Here is a 15,739-nt window from a genome sequence, read left to right as displayed (position 1 = left end):
AAAACGGCCTACCTTTCGGTAAGCCGTTTTTAGTACTTGGTGGCTACACAGGGACTTGAACCCCGGACCCCAGCATTATGAATGCTATGCTCTAACCAACTGAGCTATGTAGCCAAGTGGCGCGCATTATTCCCCTGAAATGGAAAAGCGTCAAGCGTAAATTCAAAATATTTCTTCTTATTTTCAACCGCTTATCCTCCCGCGCCGAAAATCGGCGCGGGAGGGGCTTCAACGCAGCTGAAATCTTCCGGTGTTGGCACTCAAGGCATGGCTGCCCTGGCTCAAGGTGTCCGCCGCAAGATTCACGGCCCGCGCGCCTTCGAGCAGGCGAACCGCCGCCTGATCCACCTGCTGGATATTGCCGCTGACCTCATCGGCGGTGCTGGCCTGTTCTTCGACCGCCGTGGCGATCTGGGCGAGGGTGTCGGTGACGCTCTGCACGGCGCTGGCGATTTCCCCCAGGCGTTCGCCCAGTCCCGTGACGGCTTCCGCGTCCGATTGCGCCTGGCCGCATGCCGCTTCCATCAGGCTCACGGCTTCGTTGACCGTATTGCGCAGGCTGTCGACCGTACCGGCGATCTGCGCCGTGGATGATTGCGTACGTTGCGACAGGCTGCGCACCTCGTCGGCCACCACGGCAAAGCCACGACCTTGTTCACCCGCGCGAGCGGCCTCGATAGCGGCGTTGAGTGCGAGCAGGTTGGTCTGCTCGGCGACGCCGCGAATGGTGTCGACCACCAATTGAATCTGCTGCCCTTGCTCGCTGACCCGGCCGAGCGCTGCGGCAGTTTCGTTCAGGCGCTGATTGAGCTGCTGGATACTTGCCGTGGTGCGTTGACTGTCACGGCTGCTGTCGGCAGCGATGCGCTGGGTGTGCTGGGCGCTGCCCGAAGCCTGTTCGCAACTCTGCGCCACGCCTTGGGACGTCGCCGCCAGTTGCGTGGCCGCTGCAGCGATCTGACTGATCTGCAATTGTTGCGCTTCGACTTCGCTGAGAGCGCCGCTGGAGTGATCGTTGAGGCTGCGTACCGCGTTGCTCAGTTGCGAAGTCTCGTGATCGACACCCAGCAGGCTGGTGCGCAGTTGCACTACGGCCACGTTAAGCGCGGTGCTGATCGACGCCAGTTCATCACGGCCCACGACCGGCACTTGCAAGCTCAGATTGCCGTCGCGCAGAGCCTCGGCGAGCAGCGTGATGCCGCTGGCGCTACGACGGATCGAGGCTTGCAGGCACACGAACAAATATAGCGCCGCCAGCAACAGGCAACCGAAGACCGCCGCGACAACGATGAACTGACGAATCGCCGATCCGTGGTAGTCATCCAGCCGCTGATCCAGCGACACCAGCGATTGCTGGCGCAGCGTGGCGAGGTTGCCGAGCAGGGCATCGAGAGTGCGCTCGAATTCTTCAGGCTTGAGATTGATGCTGCCGCCGAACACGCCGTCATCCAGCACTTTCAATCCGGCGTCCAGCTGTTTGAGGCTGTCGTGATATTGCCCGGCCCAGCCTTGCAGGGCTGGCGGCAGACGCGCTTCAAGCAGGCCAGCGGTTTTCACCAACTGCTCGCGGGCATCGCCGATGCGACTGCGCAGATCACGCAGTTGCAGGCGGCTTTGCAGGGTGAACTGACCGGAAACCACAGACGCTTGGCCGACGGCTGCCAGTCGGCCGACCCGCTCGATCAGGTCTGGTGCGTGCTGGGTGGAAATCTGTGTCAGCAGATAGGTTTCCAGCCATGGCGCGAGGATCAGGCGATTGTCCATCGCGATTTGCTCACGCAAAGCTTGCAAGGCGCTGAGGGCGTTGGTGAAGCGGTCGTAACCATCCGGCCACCAACCGACACCGGAAAGGCTTTTCGAGTCCAGACCATTGAGCGCGGCTTGCAGGGCCTGATAGCGGGTCAGGGTTTCACCTTCCGCGCCTTCGGCTTGCAAGGCACTGCCCAGCTCCAGCGTCGCTTGGGCAACGGCAGGCTGCACGCCATCGAAGGCGGCCACGGCGGCCAGAGTCGCGGGTGTCGGCTGGCGGTTGGTTTCCGTGGCGCGCCAGCGGGCGGCGCGGTCGCGTTGGGCGGCGAGCAGGTTGTCGAGTGCATCGAGGGCGAGCAACTGCCGCACACCGGCACGTTCACCGGCGATCAGGTTAAGTTTGTCGCGATAGTCCTGGCCGATCATCAACAGGCTGCCGGCCAATGGCAGGATAAACAGCAGAAACAACAACTGGAATTTACGTGCGAACCCAAATCGCCCCAGCAACCTGATCCCCGGTGATAAAAAAGCCTGCATGCCCCATGACTCCTCTGGACACCACGCACCATCGGCGTGCATCGCGGTCGTTGCGACCGTGACTGGTGCCCTGCTAAAAGGCCTCGAAAGTTCACCCTTGCCCGCTCTGTAGGCCGGCTCTGTAGCGAAACTTCCCATTCTCGATGCCCTTTGTAAGGGCGCCGCGTTCAAGCGGATAAGCAAGGCAAGATTCAGACCATGGCGTTGCGCTATCACTTGCGGCGCGACGACTGAATAGTTCGTTAGCTGGCTAAGGGGATGGCGCTGGCGCACCGAAAAATGGCACATTGACGCACCTGCCCGCGTGCACCCATCTGCAGTCCGGAAATTCCCATGGCTATCAGCAACGTTCAGACCGCCGCTGCCTCGGCGTCCGCTCCTCCCCAGAGCAGTCCACTGGTGATGCGCATCATCGGCGCGGTGGCGCTGGCGCATTTGATCAATGACCTGATCCAGTCGGTGCTGCCGTCGATCTATCCGATGCTCAAGGCCAACTATGGTTTGAGTTTTACCCAGGTCGGCCTGATTACCCTGACCTTTCAGTTGACCGCGTCGCTGTTGCAGCCGTGGGTCGGTTATCACACCGACCGGCATCCGAAACCGTGGCTGCTGCCCGCCGGTTCCGTGTGCACGTTGATCGGCATTGTGATGATGTCGGTGGTTGGCAGTTTCCCTCTTATCTTGCTGGCGGCGGCGCTGATCGGCATCGGCTCTTCGACCTTCCACCCTGAAGCTTCCCGCATCGCGCGTCTGGCGTCGGGCGGGCGTTTCGGTCTGGCGCAATCGACCTTTCAGGTCGGTGGTAACGCCGGTTCGGCCTTCGGCCCGTTGCTGGCAGCGGCGATCATCATTCCTTTCGGGCAGGGCAATGTGGCCTGGTTCGGGCTGTTCGCGGTGTTTGCGTTGTTCGTGCTCTATCGCATCAGTCGCTGGTACGCCCATCACCTGAACCTGTTCAAGCTCAAGGCCGGCCAGGCCGCCACTCATGGACTGTCGAAGGGCAGGGTGGTCAGTGCGCTGGTGGTGCTGGGGCTGCTGGTGTTCTCCAAGTATTTCTACATGGCCAGCCTGACCAGTTACTTCACCTTCTACCTGATCGAGAAGTTCGACCTGTCGGTGGCCAGTTCGCAGCTGCATCTGTTCCTGTTCCTCGGCGCGGTGGCGGCGGGTACGTTCTTTGGCGGGCCGATTGGCGACAAGATCGGGCGCAAGGCGGTGATCTGGTTCTCGATCCTCGGCGTGGCACCGTTCACGCTGCTCATGCCCCATGTCGACCTGTTCTGGACCAGCGTCCTTAGCGTGGTGATCGGCTTCATCCTGGCTTCGGCGTTCTCGGCGATTGTGGTGTACGCGCAGGAACTGGTGCCAGGCAATGTCGGAATGATTGCCGGGGTGTTCTTCGGACTGATGTTCGGTTTCGGCGGGATTGGTGCTGCGTTGCTCGGGCATCTGGCGGACATTCACGGCATCGAATACGTGTACTTCCTGTGCTCGTTCCTGCCGCTGTTCGGGGTGCTGGCGATCTTCCTGCCAAGAACCAAGAAGGCCTGACGGGCCGAATTTCAGGCACAAAAAAGCCGCGTATCAAACGCGGCTTTTTCATGGGTGCAGCTTTTACACGTTGAAGCGGAAGTGCATCACGTCGCCGTCCTTGACGATGTAGTCTTTGCCTTCCAGGCGCCATTTACCGGCTTCCTTGGTGCCTGCTTCGCCCTTGTACTGGATGAAGTCGTTGTAGGCGATCACTTCGGCGCGGATGAAGCCTTTCTCGAAGTCGGTGTGGATCACGCCGGCGGCTTGCGGTGCGGTGGCACCGACGCGGACGGTCCAGGCGCGGACTTCTTCGACACCGGCGGTGAAGTAGGTCTGCAGGTGCAGCATTTCGTAGCCGGCGCGGATCACGCGGTTCAGGCCAGGCTCTTCCAGGCCCAGGGCCTCGAGGAACATGTCTTTCTCTTCGCCGTCGTCCAGCTCGGCGATTTCCGCTTCGATCTTGTTGCAGACCGGAACAACCATCGCGCCTTCTTCTTCGGCGATGGCCTTGACCACGTCCAGATGCGGGTTGTTCTCGAAACCGTCTTCAGCGACGTTGGCGATGTACATGACCGGCTTGGTGGTCAGCAGGTGGAAGCCCTTGATGATCGCTTTTTCGTCGGCGCTCATGTTCTTCATCAGGCTGCGCGCAGGCTTGCCTTCGCTGAAGTGCGGGATCAGTTGTTCCAGCAGAGCCTTCTGGGCCACTGCATCCTTGTCACCGCCCTTGGCGTTGCGCGCGACTTTCTGCAGTTGCTTCTCGCAGCTGTCGAGGTCGGCGAAGATCAGTTCCAGGTCGATGATTTCGATGTCGCGCTTCGGGTCGACGCTGTTGGAAACGTGGATCACGTTATCGTCTTCGAAGCAGCGCACGACGTGGGCGATCGCGTCGGTTTCGCGGATGTTGGCCAGGAACTTGTTGCCCAGACCTTCACCTTTCGACGCGCCGGCAACCAGGCCCGCGATGTCGACGAATTCCATGGTGGTCGGCAGGATGCGCTTCGGATTGACGATGGCCGCCAGAGCGTCCAGACGCGGATCCGGCATCGGCACGATGCCGCTGTTCGGCTCGATGGTGCAGAAGGGGAAGTTCTCGGCCGCGATCCCGGATTTGGTCAGGGCGTTGAACAGGGTGGACTTGCCGACGTTAGGCAGGCCGACGATGCCGCAATTGAATCCCATGGTGTTTCCCCTCGGATTAGAGTCAGGCCTTCTGGCTGTGCAGGTTTTTCATCGCGCGGTTCCATTCACCGGCGAGGATATCCGGCAGCACGCCGAGGGCAAAGTCGATGCTGGCATCGAGTTTTTCCTGTTCGGCGCGTGGCGCACGACCCAGGACGAAATTTGAAACCATACTGGCGACGCCCGGGTGGCCAATGCCAAGCCGCAGGCGGTGGAACGTATTCTGATTGCCCAATTGCGCAATGATGTCGCGCAACCCGTTGTGACCGCCATGGCCGCCGCCGACTTTGAGTTTGGCGACGCCCGGAGGCAGATCGAGTTCGTCGTGTGCCACCAGGATCTCTTCAGGCTTGATGCGGAAGAAACCGGCGAGTGCCGCCACGGCCTGGCCGCTGCGGTTCATGTAGGTGGTGGGAATCAGCAGACGAACATCCTGACCCTGATGCGAAAAACGCCCGGTCAGGCCGAAATACTTGCGATCGGCCACGAGATTCACATTCTGTGCGTGGGCGATGCGCTCAACAAAAAGGGCCCCTGCGTTATGCCGGGTCTGCTCGTATTCAGCGCCTGGATTTCCCAGGCCAACGATCAGTTTGATGGCAGTCACGATAGGGGCCCTTCCTTTGAGTGGTGGATAACATCGCCGCGATCAGGGAAGGCGGCGAAAGTGGACGAAAAATGCTCATTTACCATGGATGTAAACTCCGCGTTCCCGCCCGCTTTCTCGCTACGTTCCAGTCCGCGATGTTACCTGCTCACTCAGGCATGACAGAGTGAATTACTCTGCTGCGCCTTCTTCGGTAGCTTCTGGAGCAACACGTGGAGCGTGGACGTTGGCAACAGCCTTGTCATCGCCGTGTGCCAGAGCAACGAACTCAACGCCTTTAGGAGCCTTGATGTCCGACAGGTGAACGATGGTGCCGATTTCAGCGTTAGCCAGGTCGACTTCGATGAACTCAGGCAGATCTTTCGGCAGGCAGGAAACTTCGATCTCGGCAACAACGTGCGAGATTTCGCCGCCTTTCTTCACTGGAGCAGCTTCGTTGATGAAGTGCACAGGAACGATAGCGGTCAGTTTCTGGCCAGCTACAACGCGTACGAAGTCAGCGTGCATCACGTGGCCTTTGGCCGGGTGACGTTGCAGAGCCTTGATGATCACGTTCTGCTTGGTGCCACCAACGTTCAGTTCGATAACGTGGCTGTAGGCAGCTTCGTTTTCGAGCAGTTTGGCAACTTCTTTGGCCAGCATGCTGATGGATTCAGGGGCTTTGTCGCCACCGTAAACAACAGCTGGAACCAGGGCAGCGAGACGACGCAGGCGGCGGCTCGCACCTTTCCCCAGGTCGGAACGCAGTTCAGCATTCAAAGTAAAATCGTTCATTTTGTATCTCCAAAATAGCCATGACCGAGTGGCGTTTGCGACCAGCGCCGAACACGGTATGGGCAAAAAAGCCCCGCCCCGGCAGAAATGCCGGGGCGGGGCGCTTTTCGTCAACGAGACATTTCGAGAAGGGCAGGGCCCTTAACGGAACATCGCGCTGATCGATTCTTCATTGCTGATGCGGCGAACCGCTTCGGCAACAACCGGTGCGATATCCAGTTGGCGGATACGTGCACAGGCTTGTGCTGCAGCGGACAGCGGGATGGTGTTAGTGACCACCAGCTCGTCCAGCACGGAATTTTCGATATTCTCGATGGCCCGACCCGACAGCACAGGGTGTGTGCAGTAGGCAAAGACCTTGGCTGCGCCATGCTCTTTCAGGGCCTTGGCCGCGTGGCACAGGGTGCCGGCGGTATCGACCATGTCATCGACCAGGATGCAGGTACGCCCTTCGACATCACCGATGATATGCATCACTTCAGAGTGATTGGCTTTCTCACGGCGTTTGTCGATGATCCCGAGATCCACGCCCAGGGATTTGGCAACGGCACGTGCACGCACGACGCCACCAATGTCCGGGGACACGATCATCAGGTTCTCGAAGCGCTGATCTTCGATGTCATCCACCAGAACCGGGGAGCCGTAGATGTTATCTACCGGAATATCGAAGAAGCCCTGAATCTGGTCAGCATGCAGATCAACCGTGAGAACACGGTCGATGCCGACTACGGTGAGCATGTCAGCAACGACTTTCGCGCTGATAGCCACACGTGCGGAACGCGGACGGCGATCCTGACGGGCATAACCAAAATAAGGAATAACAGCAGTGATACGAGTAGCCGAGGAGCGGCGGAAGGCATCAGCCATCACTACCAGTTCCATCAGGTTATCGTTGGTCGGAGCGCAAGTCGGCTGAATAATGAAGACGTCTTTACCGCGAACGTTTTCATTGATCTCGGCTGTAATTTCGCCGTCGGAGAATTTACCGACAGAGATGTCACCGAGAGGGATATGCAGCTGACGTACGACACGCCGAGCCAGATCGGGGTTAGCGTTCCCCGTAAAGACCATCATCTTGGACACGCGCAGTACCTGAAGGCTGAGGGTATACCTGGATGAGTATAGGAAAATGGCAGGGGCGGCTGGATTCGAACCAACGCATGGCAGGATCAAAACCTGCTGCCTTACCGCTTGGCGACGCCCCTGTATCTGTTGCTTGCAAGTGCCGGGCACTTGATTCCTTTAGAGCAGACTTTGCAGCTTGCGATGCAACATCGAAACGTTGCTTCCTTTTGCTACAAACCCTGTAAGGGTCTCTGTCAGAAGGGCCGAGACTTTATCAGCTTCAGCTTTGCTTGGGAAGCCCCCAAACACACAACTTCCAGTTCCGGTGAGTTTTGCTTCGGTAAAATTACCTAACAAATTCAATGCGTTACGTACTTCTGGATAACGCCTCGAGACCACCGGCAAGCAGTCATTTCGACTGTTTCCCTCGGGAACGGGGCGCACTTTAATGGGCGGCGTGTTACGTGTCAACAAAGGATCTGAAAAAATTTCTGCCGTACTAACAGAGACTTGCGGAACGAGCACGACGTACCACGGTTCGGCGGGCTCGACCGGGGTCAGTTTCTCGCCGACACCTTCGGCGAAAGCTGCGTGGCCACGCACGAACACCGGCACGTCCGCGCCCAGTGTCAGGCCCAGTGCTGCCAGGCGATCTTCATCCCAACCCAGTTGCCATAAGTGATTGAGGCCGAGCAGGGTGGTGGCCGCATTCGAGCTGCCGCCACCAATGCCGCCGCCCATCGGCAGGATCTTGTCGATCCAGATATCGATGCCGAGCGAGCAGCCGGATTGTTCCTGCAGTTTCTTCGCCGCGCGCACGATCAGGTTGCTGTCGTGGGGCACGCCGTCGAATTCGGTGTGCAGGCGAATCACGCCGTCGTCACGCACGGCGAAGGTGATTTCGTCGCCGTAGTCGAGGAACTGAAAAAGCGTCTGCAACTCGTGATAACCGTCTTCACGACGACCGAGAATGTGCAGCATCAGATTGAGTTTGGCCGGCGAGGGCAGAGTGAGGCGTGGAGCGGTCATGCGTTATTGCCCCAATTTGCGCGGTTGCCAGGTCTTGATGACCAGCGTCACGTCCAGATCGGTGCCGTGCAGCTTGATTCGCTCGGGCAGCCAGTAACCGTTCTGTTCGGCATAGCTGAGGTATTCGACCTGCCAGCCATCCTGATCCAGATTGGCCAGACGGCTGTTGCCGTCCAGGGTCAGACGGCTTTTGCTGTCCGGTGCCGGGAGGCCTCGAACCCACCAGGCCAGATGTGAGACCGGCAGTTTCCAGCCCAGTTGCTCTTCGACCAGCGCTTCCGGAGTCGGCGCTTCATAACGGCCCTGATTCGCCACTTCCAGCGACACTGCGCCCGGACGGCCGGTCAGTCGCGCCGCGCCACGACCCAGCGGGCCGGACAGGCGGATGTCGTAGTAATCCTGACGTTGCAGCCAGAACAGCGTGCCGCTGCCCGAATCTTTCGGGGCGCGGATGCCGATCTTGCCGTCGATCTGCCAGCCGTCGAGGCCGGTCAGTTGCTGTTTGTTCGCGGCCCACTGTGCCGGATTGCCGTGGCCTTCGACCGATTCACGGGAGCCGAAGCCCGCGCAACCGGCGAGCAGGGCGATGAAGCTGAAAACTATGATGTGGCGCAAAAACATGAGTTAAAGAGTCTCGGATCCGGTCAGGCGCTTGATGGTGCTGCGCAGGATGGTGCTGTCAGGCTGGTCTTTGAGGAACTTGCCCCAGATTTGTTTTGCTTCGCGCTGTTTGCCCTTGGCCCACAGCACTTCGCCCAGATGCGCGGCGACCTCATGATCGGGGAAGCGCTCGAGGGCCTGACGCAGGTATTTCTCGGCGTCCTCCAGATTGCCCATGCGAAAGTTCACCCAGCCGAGGCTGTCGAGCACGGCCGGGTCTTCCGGGTTGATCTGGTGCGCCTGCTCGATCAGCGCCTTGGCTTCAGCGTAGCGGGTGGTGCGGTCGGACAGCGTGTAGCCGAGGGCGTTGAGGGCCATGGCGTTGTCCGGATCGCGCTTGATGATCAGGCGCAGGTCTTTTTCCATCTGCGCCAGGTCATTGCGTTTTTCCGCCTGCATCGCGCGGGTGTAAAGCAGATTCAGATCGTCCGGGTACTGCTGCAAGGCTTGTTGCAGGACTTTCCAGGCCTTGTCGCCCTGATTATTGGCGGACAGGGTTTCGGCTTCGATCAGGTACAGCTGGATCGCGTAATCCGGCTGCTCGTCACGCTCGGCGGCCAGTTTGCTCTGGGCTTCGGCGGTCTTGCCGTTGTTCATCAGAATATCGGCCTGACGCAGTTGCGCCGGCAGATAGTCGTTGCCCGGGCCGACCTGGGCATACTCGATGAGCGCGCCTTGCGGGTCGTTGCGCTCTTCGGCAATGCGGCCCAGGTTCAGGTGCGCCGAGTCGACATGGCTTTCCCGGGCGATCAGGTCTTCCAGATAGCCCTTGGCCTCGTCCCAGGCCTTGGCTTCCAGGCAGACCAGCGCCAGGGAATAACGCAGTTCGTCGTCTTCCGGGTATTGCTGAACCAGGGTGGAGAACTCGACCTTGGCGTCGTCCATCCGGTCCTGTTCCACCAGCATCCGCGCGTAGGTCAGGCGCAGGCGCTTGTCGTCCGGGTATTTTTTGATGCTTTTCTGCAACAGCGGCAAGGCTTCGTCGCCACGATTCAGCCCTTGCAGCAGGCGTGCGCGCAGCAGGATCGGGGCGATCTCGCCGTCTTCCGGCGGATGGTCTTCGAGCAGGGCAAGGGCACCTTTGGTGTCGCCATCCTGCTGCATCAGCAGGGCCTTGCCGAAAATCAGCTGATTGTTGTTCGGGTGACGCTGCAACAGGCGGTCGAAGCTTTTCATCAGGCCGTTGCGGGTTTCCTGATCGGTGTCGGCAGCCGACAGCGCGAGGAAGTCGAAATGGGTGTCGCCCTTGCCCTGCAGGACTTTCTCCATATAGACCATCGAGTCGTCATAGCGCCCGGCGCGGGCCAGTTGCACGGCGGCGGCGCGTTGCGCTTCGAGGTCGTCCGGGGCGTTTTTCGCCCAGATCAGCGCGGTATCGAGGGCCGGCTGGTCGGCGCCCAGGTACTCGGCGATGCGGAACGCACGCTCGGAAACACCCGGATCCTGGGTATTGATGGCCTGGGTCACGTAGTTGTCCAGGGCAATATCGAAACGATTGCGCTGACCAGCGAGCTCGGCGCTCAGCAGGCTGAACACCGTCTCCTGGCTGAACGAGCTGTAAACCTTGGGCTTTTCAGGGGCCGGCGTGGTGTCTTCGACCGGTGAGGCACCGTCCTGCGGAACGGGGGCCAAGGCCTGGCAGCCGCTGAGGAAGACAAAAGCGAGGAGCAACGCGGAAGATCTATTCATATAGGAAGAGGACGACTAACCTGCGGTCGGATCATCATGACACAAGCCTTCGGCCAAACATAACCGAGTCTCGATTGTGGCCATTATAGGGGCCGGCAATTGGGACAATAGTCAGCGGTAGTTGTTCTGAATCTGACGAAGTAGGACAATTGCCGGCTTCACGTCATCATCAGCGACCTTGAATGGCCTTCCTTGCACTCGGTATCAACCACAAGACTGCTTCAGTAGACGTCCGCGAGCGCGTGGCCTTTACCCCTGAGCAGCTGGTGGAGGCCTTGCAGCAGCTCTGCCGACTCACCGACAGCCGCGAAGCTGCGATCCTCTCCACCTGCAATCGCAGTGAGCTGTATATAGAACAGGATCAGCTGTCGGCCGATATCGTGCTGCGCTGGCTGGCCGACTATCACCATTTAAGCCTCGATGAGCTGCGCGCGAGTGCTTATGTGCATGAAGACGATGCGGCCGTTCGTCACATGATGCGCGTCGCCTCCGGGCTCGACTCGCTGGTGCTGGGCGAACCGCAGATTCTCGGCCAGATGAAATCGGCCTACGCCGTGGCCCGCGAGGCCGGCACCATCGGGCCGCTGCTCGGGCGACTGTTCCAGGCGACCTTCAATGCCGCCAAGCAGGTGCGCACCGACACTGCCATCGGTGAAAACCCGGTATCCGTGGCGTTTGCCGCCGTCAGCCTGGCCAAACAGATTTTCAGCGACCTGCAACGCAGCCAGGCCCTGCTGATCGGTGCCGGCGAGACCATCACCCTGGTCGCCCGTCATCTGCACGAGCTGGGGGTCAAGCGTATCGTGGTCGCCAACCGGACCCTGGAGCGCGCCAGCCTGCTGGCCGAACAGTTCGGTGCCCACGCGGTGTTGCTGTCGGACATCCCGGCTGAACTGGTGCGCAGCGATATCGTTATCAGCTCCACCGCCAGTCAGTTGCCGATCCTAGGTAAAGGTGCGGTGGAAAGTGCGCTGAAGCTGCGCAAGCATAAGCCGATCTTCATGGTCGACATCGCCGTTCCCCGTGACATCGAGCCGGAAGTCGGCGAACTCGACGACGTTTACCTCTATAGCGTCGACGATCTGCACGAAGTAGTCGCCGAAAACCTCAAGAGCCGTCAGGGTGCAGCGCAGGCGGCCGAAGAGATGGTTTCGGTCGGCGCCGACGATTTTATGGTGCGCCTGCGCGAGCTGGCGGCGGTCGATGTGCTCAAGGCCTATCGTCAACAGAGCGAACGCCTGCGCGACGAAGAGCTGCAAAAGGCCCTGCGCCTGCTGGCCAACGGCGGCAACGCCGAAGACGTCCTCGGGCAATTGGCCCGCGGCCTGACCAACAAACTCCTGCACGCCCCGAGCGTGCAGTTGAAAAAGCTTTCTGCCGAAGGCCGCCTCGATGCGCTGGCCATGGCTCAGGAACTCTTTGCCCTCGAGGGCTCACCGGATAGCTTTTCGGATAAAAAACCGCAATGAAAGCGTCACTGCTCAATAAGCTGGACATTCTCCAGGACCGTTTCGAGGAACTGACCGCGCTGCTCGGCGACGGCGAAGTCATTTCCGACCAGACCAAGTTCCGCGCCTATTCCAAGGAATACGCCGAACTTGAGCCGGTGGTACAAGGCTATAAAAAGTTGCTCGGCGTACAAAGCGATCTTGAAGGCGCGCAGGCGCTGCTCAAGGACAGCGACCCGGACATGCGTGAAATGGCCGTGGAGGAAGTCCGCGAAGCCAAGGAATTGCTGATCACGCTGGAATCCGACCTGCAACGCATGCTGCTGCCCAAGGATCCCAACGACGGGCGCAACGTGTTCCTCGAAATCCGCGCCGGCACCGGTGGCGACGAGGCGGCGATCTTCTCCGGCGACCTGTTCCGCATGTATTCGCGTTACGCCGAACGGCGTGGCTGGCGGGTGGAAATCCTTTCGGAGAACGAAGGCGAACATGGCGGCTATAAAGAAGTCATCGCCCGCATCGAAGGCGACAACGTTTACGGCAAGCTGAAATTCGAATCCGGCGCGCACCGCGTACAGCGTGTACCCGCCACCGAATCCCAGGGCCGTATCCACACCTCGGCCTGCACCGTGGCGGTATTGCCCGAGCCGGACGAGCGTGAAGCCATCGAGATCAACCCGGCGGATTTGCGCGTCGACACTTACCGCTCCTCCGGGGCCGGTGGTCAGCACGTCAACACCACCGACTCGGCGATCCGCATCACCCACATCCCGACCGGCACCGTTGTCGAGTGCCAGGAAGAACGTTCCCAGCACAAGAACCGTGCCCGGGCGATGGCCTGGCTGGCGGCCAAGCTCAACGACCAGCAGACTGCTGCGGCGGCCAACGCCATCGCCAGCGAACGTAAATTGCTGGTGGGTTCCGGTGACCGCTCCGAGCGCATCCGCACCTACAACTTTGCCCAGGGCCGGGTCACCGATCATCGCGTCAACCTGACCCTGTATTCCCTCGACGAAATCCTCGCCGGTGGCGTCGAAGCGGTGATCGAGCCGTTGCTGGCCGAATACCAGGCTGACCAGCTCGCAGCGATAGGTGAGTAAATGACCATCATCGCCAGCCTGTTGCGCGCCGCCGAACTGCCGGATTCGCCCAGCGCGCGTCTGGACGCCGAATTGCTTCTGGCCGCCGCGCTGGGCAAGTCGCGCAGTTTTCTCCACACCTGGCCCGAGCGCATCGTGCCCAGCGAAGCCGCACTGGTCTTCGCCGAGTACCTGCAACGCCGCCGCAGCGGCGAGCCGGTGGCCTACATTCTGGGCCAGCAGGGTTTCTGGAAGCTCGATCTGGAAGTCGCACCGCACACGCTGATCCCGCGTCCGGACACCGAACTGCTGGTGGAAGCTGCACTGGAATTGTTGCCGGCGACCCCGGCCAAAGTGCTCGACCTCGGCACCGGCAGCGGGGCGATTGCCCTGGCTCTGGCCAGCGAGCGCCCGGCGTGGAAGGTCACCGCCGTGGATCGCGTGCTGGAAGCCGTGGCCTTGGCCGAGCGCAATCGTCAGCGCCTGCACCTGAATAACGCAACGGTGCTGAGCAGCCACTGGTTCAGCGCCATCGAAGGCAAGCGTTTCGAGTTGATCATCAGCAACCCGCCGTACATCCGAGCGGCCGATCCGCATCTGGTGGAAGGCGATGTGCGCTTCGAGCCGGAAAGCGCCTTGGTGGCCGGCATCGACGGGCTCGACGATCTGCGGCTGATCATCGCCCAGGCGCCGGCCCATCTCGAGGCCGGTGGCTGGCTGATGCTCGAACACGGCTATGATCAAGCCGAAGCCGTGCGCGATCTGCTGCTGACGCAAGGTTTCGACGAAGTCCACAGCCGCACCGATCTGGGCGGCCATCAACGGATCAGCCTGGGGCGCCTGCCGTGCTGAATGATCAGGAATTGTTGCGCTACAGTCGGCAGATCCTGCTGCAACACATCGACATCGATGGACAGTTGAAGCTCAAGGACAGCCGGGTATTGATCGTCGGCCTCGGCGGTCTCGGTGCGCCGGTGGCCTTGTATCTGGCGGCGGCGGGTGTCGGTGAGTTGCACCTGGCGGATTTCGACACGGTCGACCTGACCAACCTGCAACGCCAGATCATCCACGACACCGACAGCGTCGGCATGACCAAGGTCGACTCGGCGCTCAAGCGCCTGAGCGCGATCAATCCTGAAATCAAACTGGTGCCTCATCGTCAGGCGCTGGACGAGGATTCCCTCGCCGCAGCCGTGGCGGCGGTGGATCTGGTGCTCGACTGCTCGGACAATTTCTCCACTCGCGAAGCGGTCAATGCCGCATGTGTGGCGGCGCGCAAGCCATTGGTCAGCGGCGCGGCGATTCGCCTTGAAGGACAGCTTTCGGTGTTCGACCCACGTCGCGCCGAGAGCCCGTGCTACCACTGCCTGTACGGTCACGGCAGCGAAGCCGAACTGACTTGCAGCGAAGCCGGTGTGGTCGGGCCGCTGGTCGGTCTGGTCGGCAGCCTGCAAGCGCTGGAAGCCTTGAAGTTGCTGGCGGGGTTCGGTGAGCCGCTCGTGGGCCGTCTGCTGTTGATCGATGCACTGGGCTCGCGCTTTCGTGAGCTGCGAGTCAAGCGCGATCCCGGTTGCAGCGTTTGTGGTTCGCAGCATGCGTGAAGCGCCGATCGCCGTATTCGACTCCGGCGTCGGTGGCGTGTCGGTACTGGCGGAAATCCAGCACCTGCTGCCGAATGAATCACTGCTGTACCTCGGCGATTGCGGCCATATTCCCTATGGCGAGAAAACCCCGGAATTCATCCGCCAGCGTTGTAGCGTGATGGCCGGTTTTTTCCGCGAGCAGGGGGCCAAGGCGCTGGTGATCGCGTGCAATACCGCGACCGTGGCCGGCGTTGCCGATCTGCGCCGGGACTTTCCCGACTGGCCGATTGTCGGGATGGAGCCAGCGGTCAAACCGGCCGCCGCGGCCACCCGCAGCGGCGTGGTCGGCGTACTCGCCACCACCGGCACCTTGCAGAGCGCCAAGTTCGCCGCATTGCTCGACCGCTTCGCCACGGATGTGCGGGTCATCACTCAGCCGTGTCCCGGACTGGTCGAGCGGATTGAAAGCGGCGATCTGCACAGCGCCGAGTTGCGTGCATTGCTCAAGCACTATGTTGACCCGCTACTGGCCAGCGGTTGCGACACGATCATTCTGGGCTGCACCCACTACCCGTTTCTCAAGCCGATGCTCAAGTCGATGATCCCCGAGAGCATCAGCCTGATCGATACCGGCGCGGCGGTAGCGCGGCAACTGCAGCGGCTGCTGGCCGAGCGTGATCTGCTCGCCGAAGGTCCGAACCGGCCGGTCAGATTCTGGACCAGCGCCGATCCCGCGTCTTTACGCAAGACCCTGGTCCTGCTGGACCAAGTCGTTGGCGACGTTAAAAGATTCACTTTGTAAAA

Annotated in this window: 14 protein-coding genes and 2 tRNA genes; 6 read left to right on the top strand and 10 right to left on the bottom strand. The window is 60.7% G+C overall.

Going from position 1 to position 15,739, the window contains the following annotated elements:
* Positions 1-37 precede the first annotated feature (37 nt).
* Both PDR5_RS24180 and PDR5_RS24175 read right to left on the bottom strand, forming a co-directional pair.
* Positions 38-114: transfer RNA gene (locus tag PDR5_RS24180), tRNA-Met, on the bottom strand.
* A 114-nt stretch (positions 115-228) separates the two neighbouring features.
* The gene (locus PDR5_RS24175; RefSeq protein ID WP_064599396.1) at positions 229-2,286 is read right to left on the bottom strand and encodes a methyl-accepting chemotaxis protein; all 2,058 of its coding nucleotides are present in this window, start codon (positions 2,284-2,286) and stop codon (positions 229-231) included.
* A gap of 333 nt (positions 2,287-2,619) precedes the next feature.
* Here PDR5_RS24175 and PDR5_RS24170 point away from each other — a divergent pair, with 333 nt between their 5' ends.
* Positions 2,620-3,837 carry an MFS transporter gene (locus PDR5_RS24170; protein WP_064599394.1) on the top strand — a complete coding sequence of 406 codons (1,218 nt, stop codon included), beginning with the start codon at positions 2,620-2,622 and terminating at the stop codon, positions 3,835-3,837.
* Between the two features lie 63 nt (positions 3,838-3,900).
* On the opposite strand, the gene ychF is transcribed toward PDR5_RS24170, so the two are convergent.
* The 8 genes from ychF to PDR5_RS24130 form a co-directional block, all read right to left on the bottom strand.
* Positions 3,901-5,001 (bottom strand): redox-regulated ATPase YchF, encoded by a 1,101-nt coding sequence (gene ychF, locus PDR5_RS24165; protein ID WP_064599392.1) that lies wholly within the window; start codon positions 4,999-5,001, stop codon positions 3,901-3,903.
* 22 nt (positions 5,002-5,023) lie between these two features.
* Positions 5,024-5,608, bottom strand: coding sequence for an aminoacyl-tRNA hydrolase (gene pth, locus PDR5_RS24160; protein WP_007951726.1), 585 nt, complete (start codon positions 5,606-5,608; stop codon positions 5,024-5,026).
* A 171-nt stretch (positions 5,609-5,779) separates the two neighbouring features.
* Positions 5,780-6,382: a 50S ribosomal protein L25/general stress protein Ctc gene (locus PDR5_RS24155; protein ID WP_011335926.1), complete on the bottom strand. Its 603-nt coding sequence runs from the start codon at positions 6,380-6,382 to the stop codon at positions 5,780-5,782.
* A 141-nt stretch (positions 6,383-6,523) separates the two neighbouring features.
* Positions 6,524-7,465 carry a ribose-phosphate pyrophosphokinase gene (locus PDR5_RS24150; protein WP_003171603.1) on the bottom strand — a complete coding sequence of 314 codons (942 nt, stop codon included), beginning with the start codon at positions 7,463-7,465 and terminating at the stop codon, positions 6,524-6,526.
* A gap of 47 nt (positions 7,466-7,512) precedes the next feature.
* Positions 7,513-7,587 (bottom strand) — tRNA-Gln (locus PDR5_RS24145).
* 37 nt (positions 7,588-7,624) lie between these two features.
* On the bottom strand, positions 7,625-8,476 hold the full coding sequence (ispE, locus tag PDR5_RS24140; protein WP_007951723.1) for a 4-(cytidine 5'-diphospho)-2-C-methyl-D-erythritol kinase: 852 nt from the start codon (positions 8,474-8,476) through the stop codon (positions 7,625-7,627).
* Positions 8,477-8,479: 3 nt separating this feature from the next.
* Positions 8,480-9,097, bottom strand: coding sequence for a lipoprotein insertase outer membrane protein LolB (lolB, locus tag PDR5_RS24135; protein ID WP_064599390.1), 618 nt, complete (start codon positions 9,095-9,097; stop codon positions 8,480-8,482).
* A gap of 3 nt (positions 9,098-9,100) precedes the next feature.
* Positions 9,101-10,825 carry a tetratricopeptide repeat protein gene (locus PDR5_RS24130; RefSeq protein WP_039766343.1) on the bottom strand — a complete coding sequence of 575 codons (1,725 nt, stop codon included), beginning with the start codon at positions 10,823-10,825 and terminating at the stop codon, positions 9,101-9,103.
* Positions 10,826-11,007: 182 nt separating this feature from the next.
* On the opposite strand from PDR5_RS24130, the gene hemA reads away from it, so the two are divergent.
* Genes hemA through murI form a run of 5 tightly spaced genes read left to right on the top strand, consistent with a single transcriptional unit; the run spans position 11,008 to position 15,737 of the window.
* Positions 11,008-12,294, top strand: a complete 1,287-nt coding sequence (gene hemA / locus PDR5_RS24125) for a glutamyl-tRNA reductase (protein WP_007951716.1) — start codon at positions 11,008-11,010, stop codon at positions 12,292-12,294.
* Positions 12,291-13,373 carry a peptide chain release factor 1 gene (gene prfA, locus PDR5_RS24120; protein WP_007951714.1) on the top strand — a complete coding sequence of 361 codons (1,083 nt, stop codon included), beginning with the start codon at positions 12,291-12,293 and terminating at the stop codon, positions 13,371-13,373. Before hemA ends, prfA begins: the two co-directional genes overlap by 4 nt.
* Positions 13,374-14,204 carry a peptide chain release factor N(5)-glutamine methyltransferase gene (gene prmC, locus PDR5_RS24115; RefSeq protein WP_064599387.1) on the top strand — a complete coding sequence of 277 codons (831 nt, stop codon included), beginning with the start codon at positions 13,374-13,376 and terminating at the stop codon, positions 14,202-14,204.
* Positions 14,198-14,953, top strand: coding sequence for a molybdopterin-synthase adenylyltransferase MoeB (locus PDR5_RS24110; protein WP_007951711.1), 756 nt, complete (start codon positions 14,198-14,200; stop codon positions 14,951-14,953). The genes prmC and PDR5_RS24110 overlap by 7 nt, the downstream gene beginning before the upstream one ends.
* A complete protein-coding gene (gene murI / locus PDR5_RS24105; protein WP_064599385.1) occupies positions 14,946-15,737 on the top strand; it encodes a glutamate racemase in 792 nt (263 codons plus the stop codon). Before PDR5_RS24110 ends, murI begins: the two co-directional genes overlap by 8 nt.
* The last annotated feature ends 2 nt before the right edge of the window (positions 15,738-15,739 follow it).

It is taken from the genome of Pseudomonas sp. DR 5-09 (genome assembly GCF_001655595.1).
GTDB lineage: Bacteria > Pseudomonadota > Gammaproteobacteria > Pseudomonadales > Pseudomonadaceae > Aquipseudomonas > Aquipseudomonas pharyngis.
This window is presented reverse-complemented; position numbering and strand designations above follow the sequence as displayed.

Excerpts from the sequence above, each read along its gene's own strand:
- PDR5_RS24175 (WP_064599396.1), bottom strand. The coding sequence starts at position 2,286 with ATGCAGGCTTTTTTATCACCGGGGATCAGGTTGCTGGGGCGATTTGGG.
- PDR5_RS24170 (WP_064599394.1), top strand. The coding sequence starts at position 2,620 with ATGGCTATCAGCAACGTTCAGACCGCCGCTGCCTCGGCGTCCGCTCCT.
- ychF (WP_064599392.1), bottom strand. The coding sequence starts at position 5,001 with ATGGGATTCAATTGCGGCATCGTCGGCCTGCCTAACGTCGGCAAGTCC.
- PDR5_RS24155 (WP_011335926.1), bottom strand. The coding sequence starts at position 6,382 with ATGAACGATTTTACTTTGAATGCTGAACTGCGTTCCGACCTGGGGAAA.
- ispE (WP_007951723.1), bottom strand. The coding sequence starts at position 8,476 with ATGACCGCTCCACGCCTCACTCTGCCCTCGCCGGCCAAACTCAATCTG.
- lolB (WP_064599390.1), bottom strand. The coding sequence starts at position 9,097 with ATGTTTTTGCGCCACATCATAGTTTTCAGCTTCATCGCCCTGCTCGCC.
- PDR5_RS24130 (WP_039766343.1), bottom strand. The coding sequence starts at position 10,825 with ATGAATAGATCTTCCGCGTTGCTCCTCGCTTTTGTCTTCCTCAGCGGC.
- hemA (WP_007951716.1), top strand. The coding sequence starts at position 11,008 with ATGGCCTTCCTTGCACTCGGTATCAACCACAAGACTGCTTCAGTAGAC.
- prfA (WP_007951714.1), top strand. The coding sequence starts at position 12,291 with ATGAAAGCGTCACTGCTCAATAAGCTGGACATTCTCCAGGACCGTTTC.
- prmC (WP_064599387.1), top strand. The coding sequence starts at position 13,374 with ATGACCATCATCGCCAGCCTGTTGCGCGCCGCCGAACTGCCGGATTCG.
- murI (WP_064599385.1), top strand. The coding sequence starts at position 14,946 with ATGCGTGAAGCGCCGATCGCCGTATTCGACTCCGGCGTCGGTGGCGTG.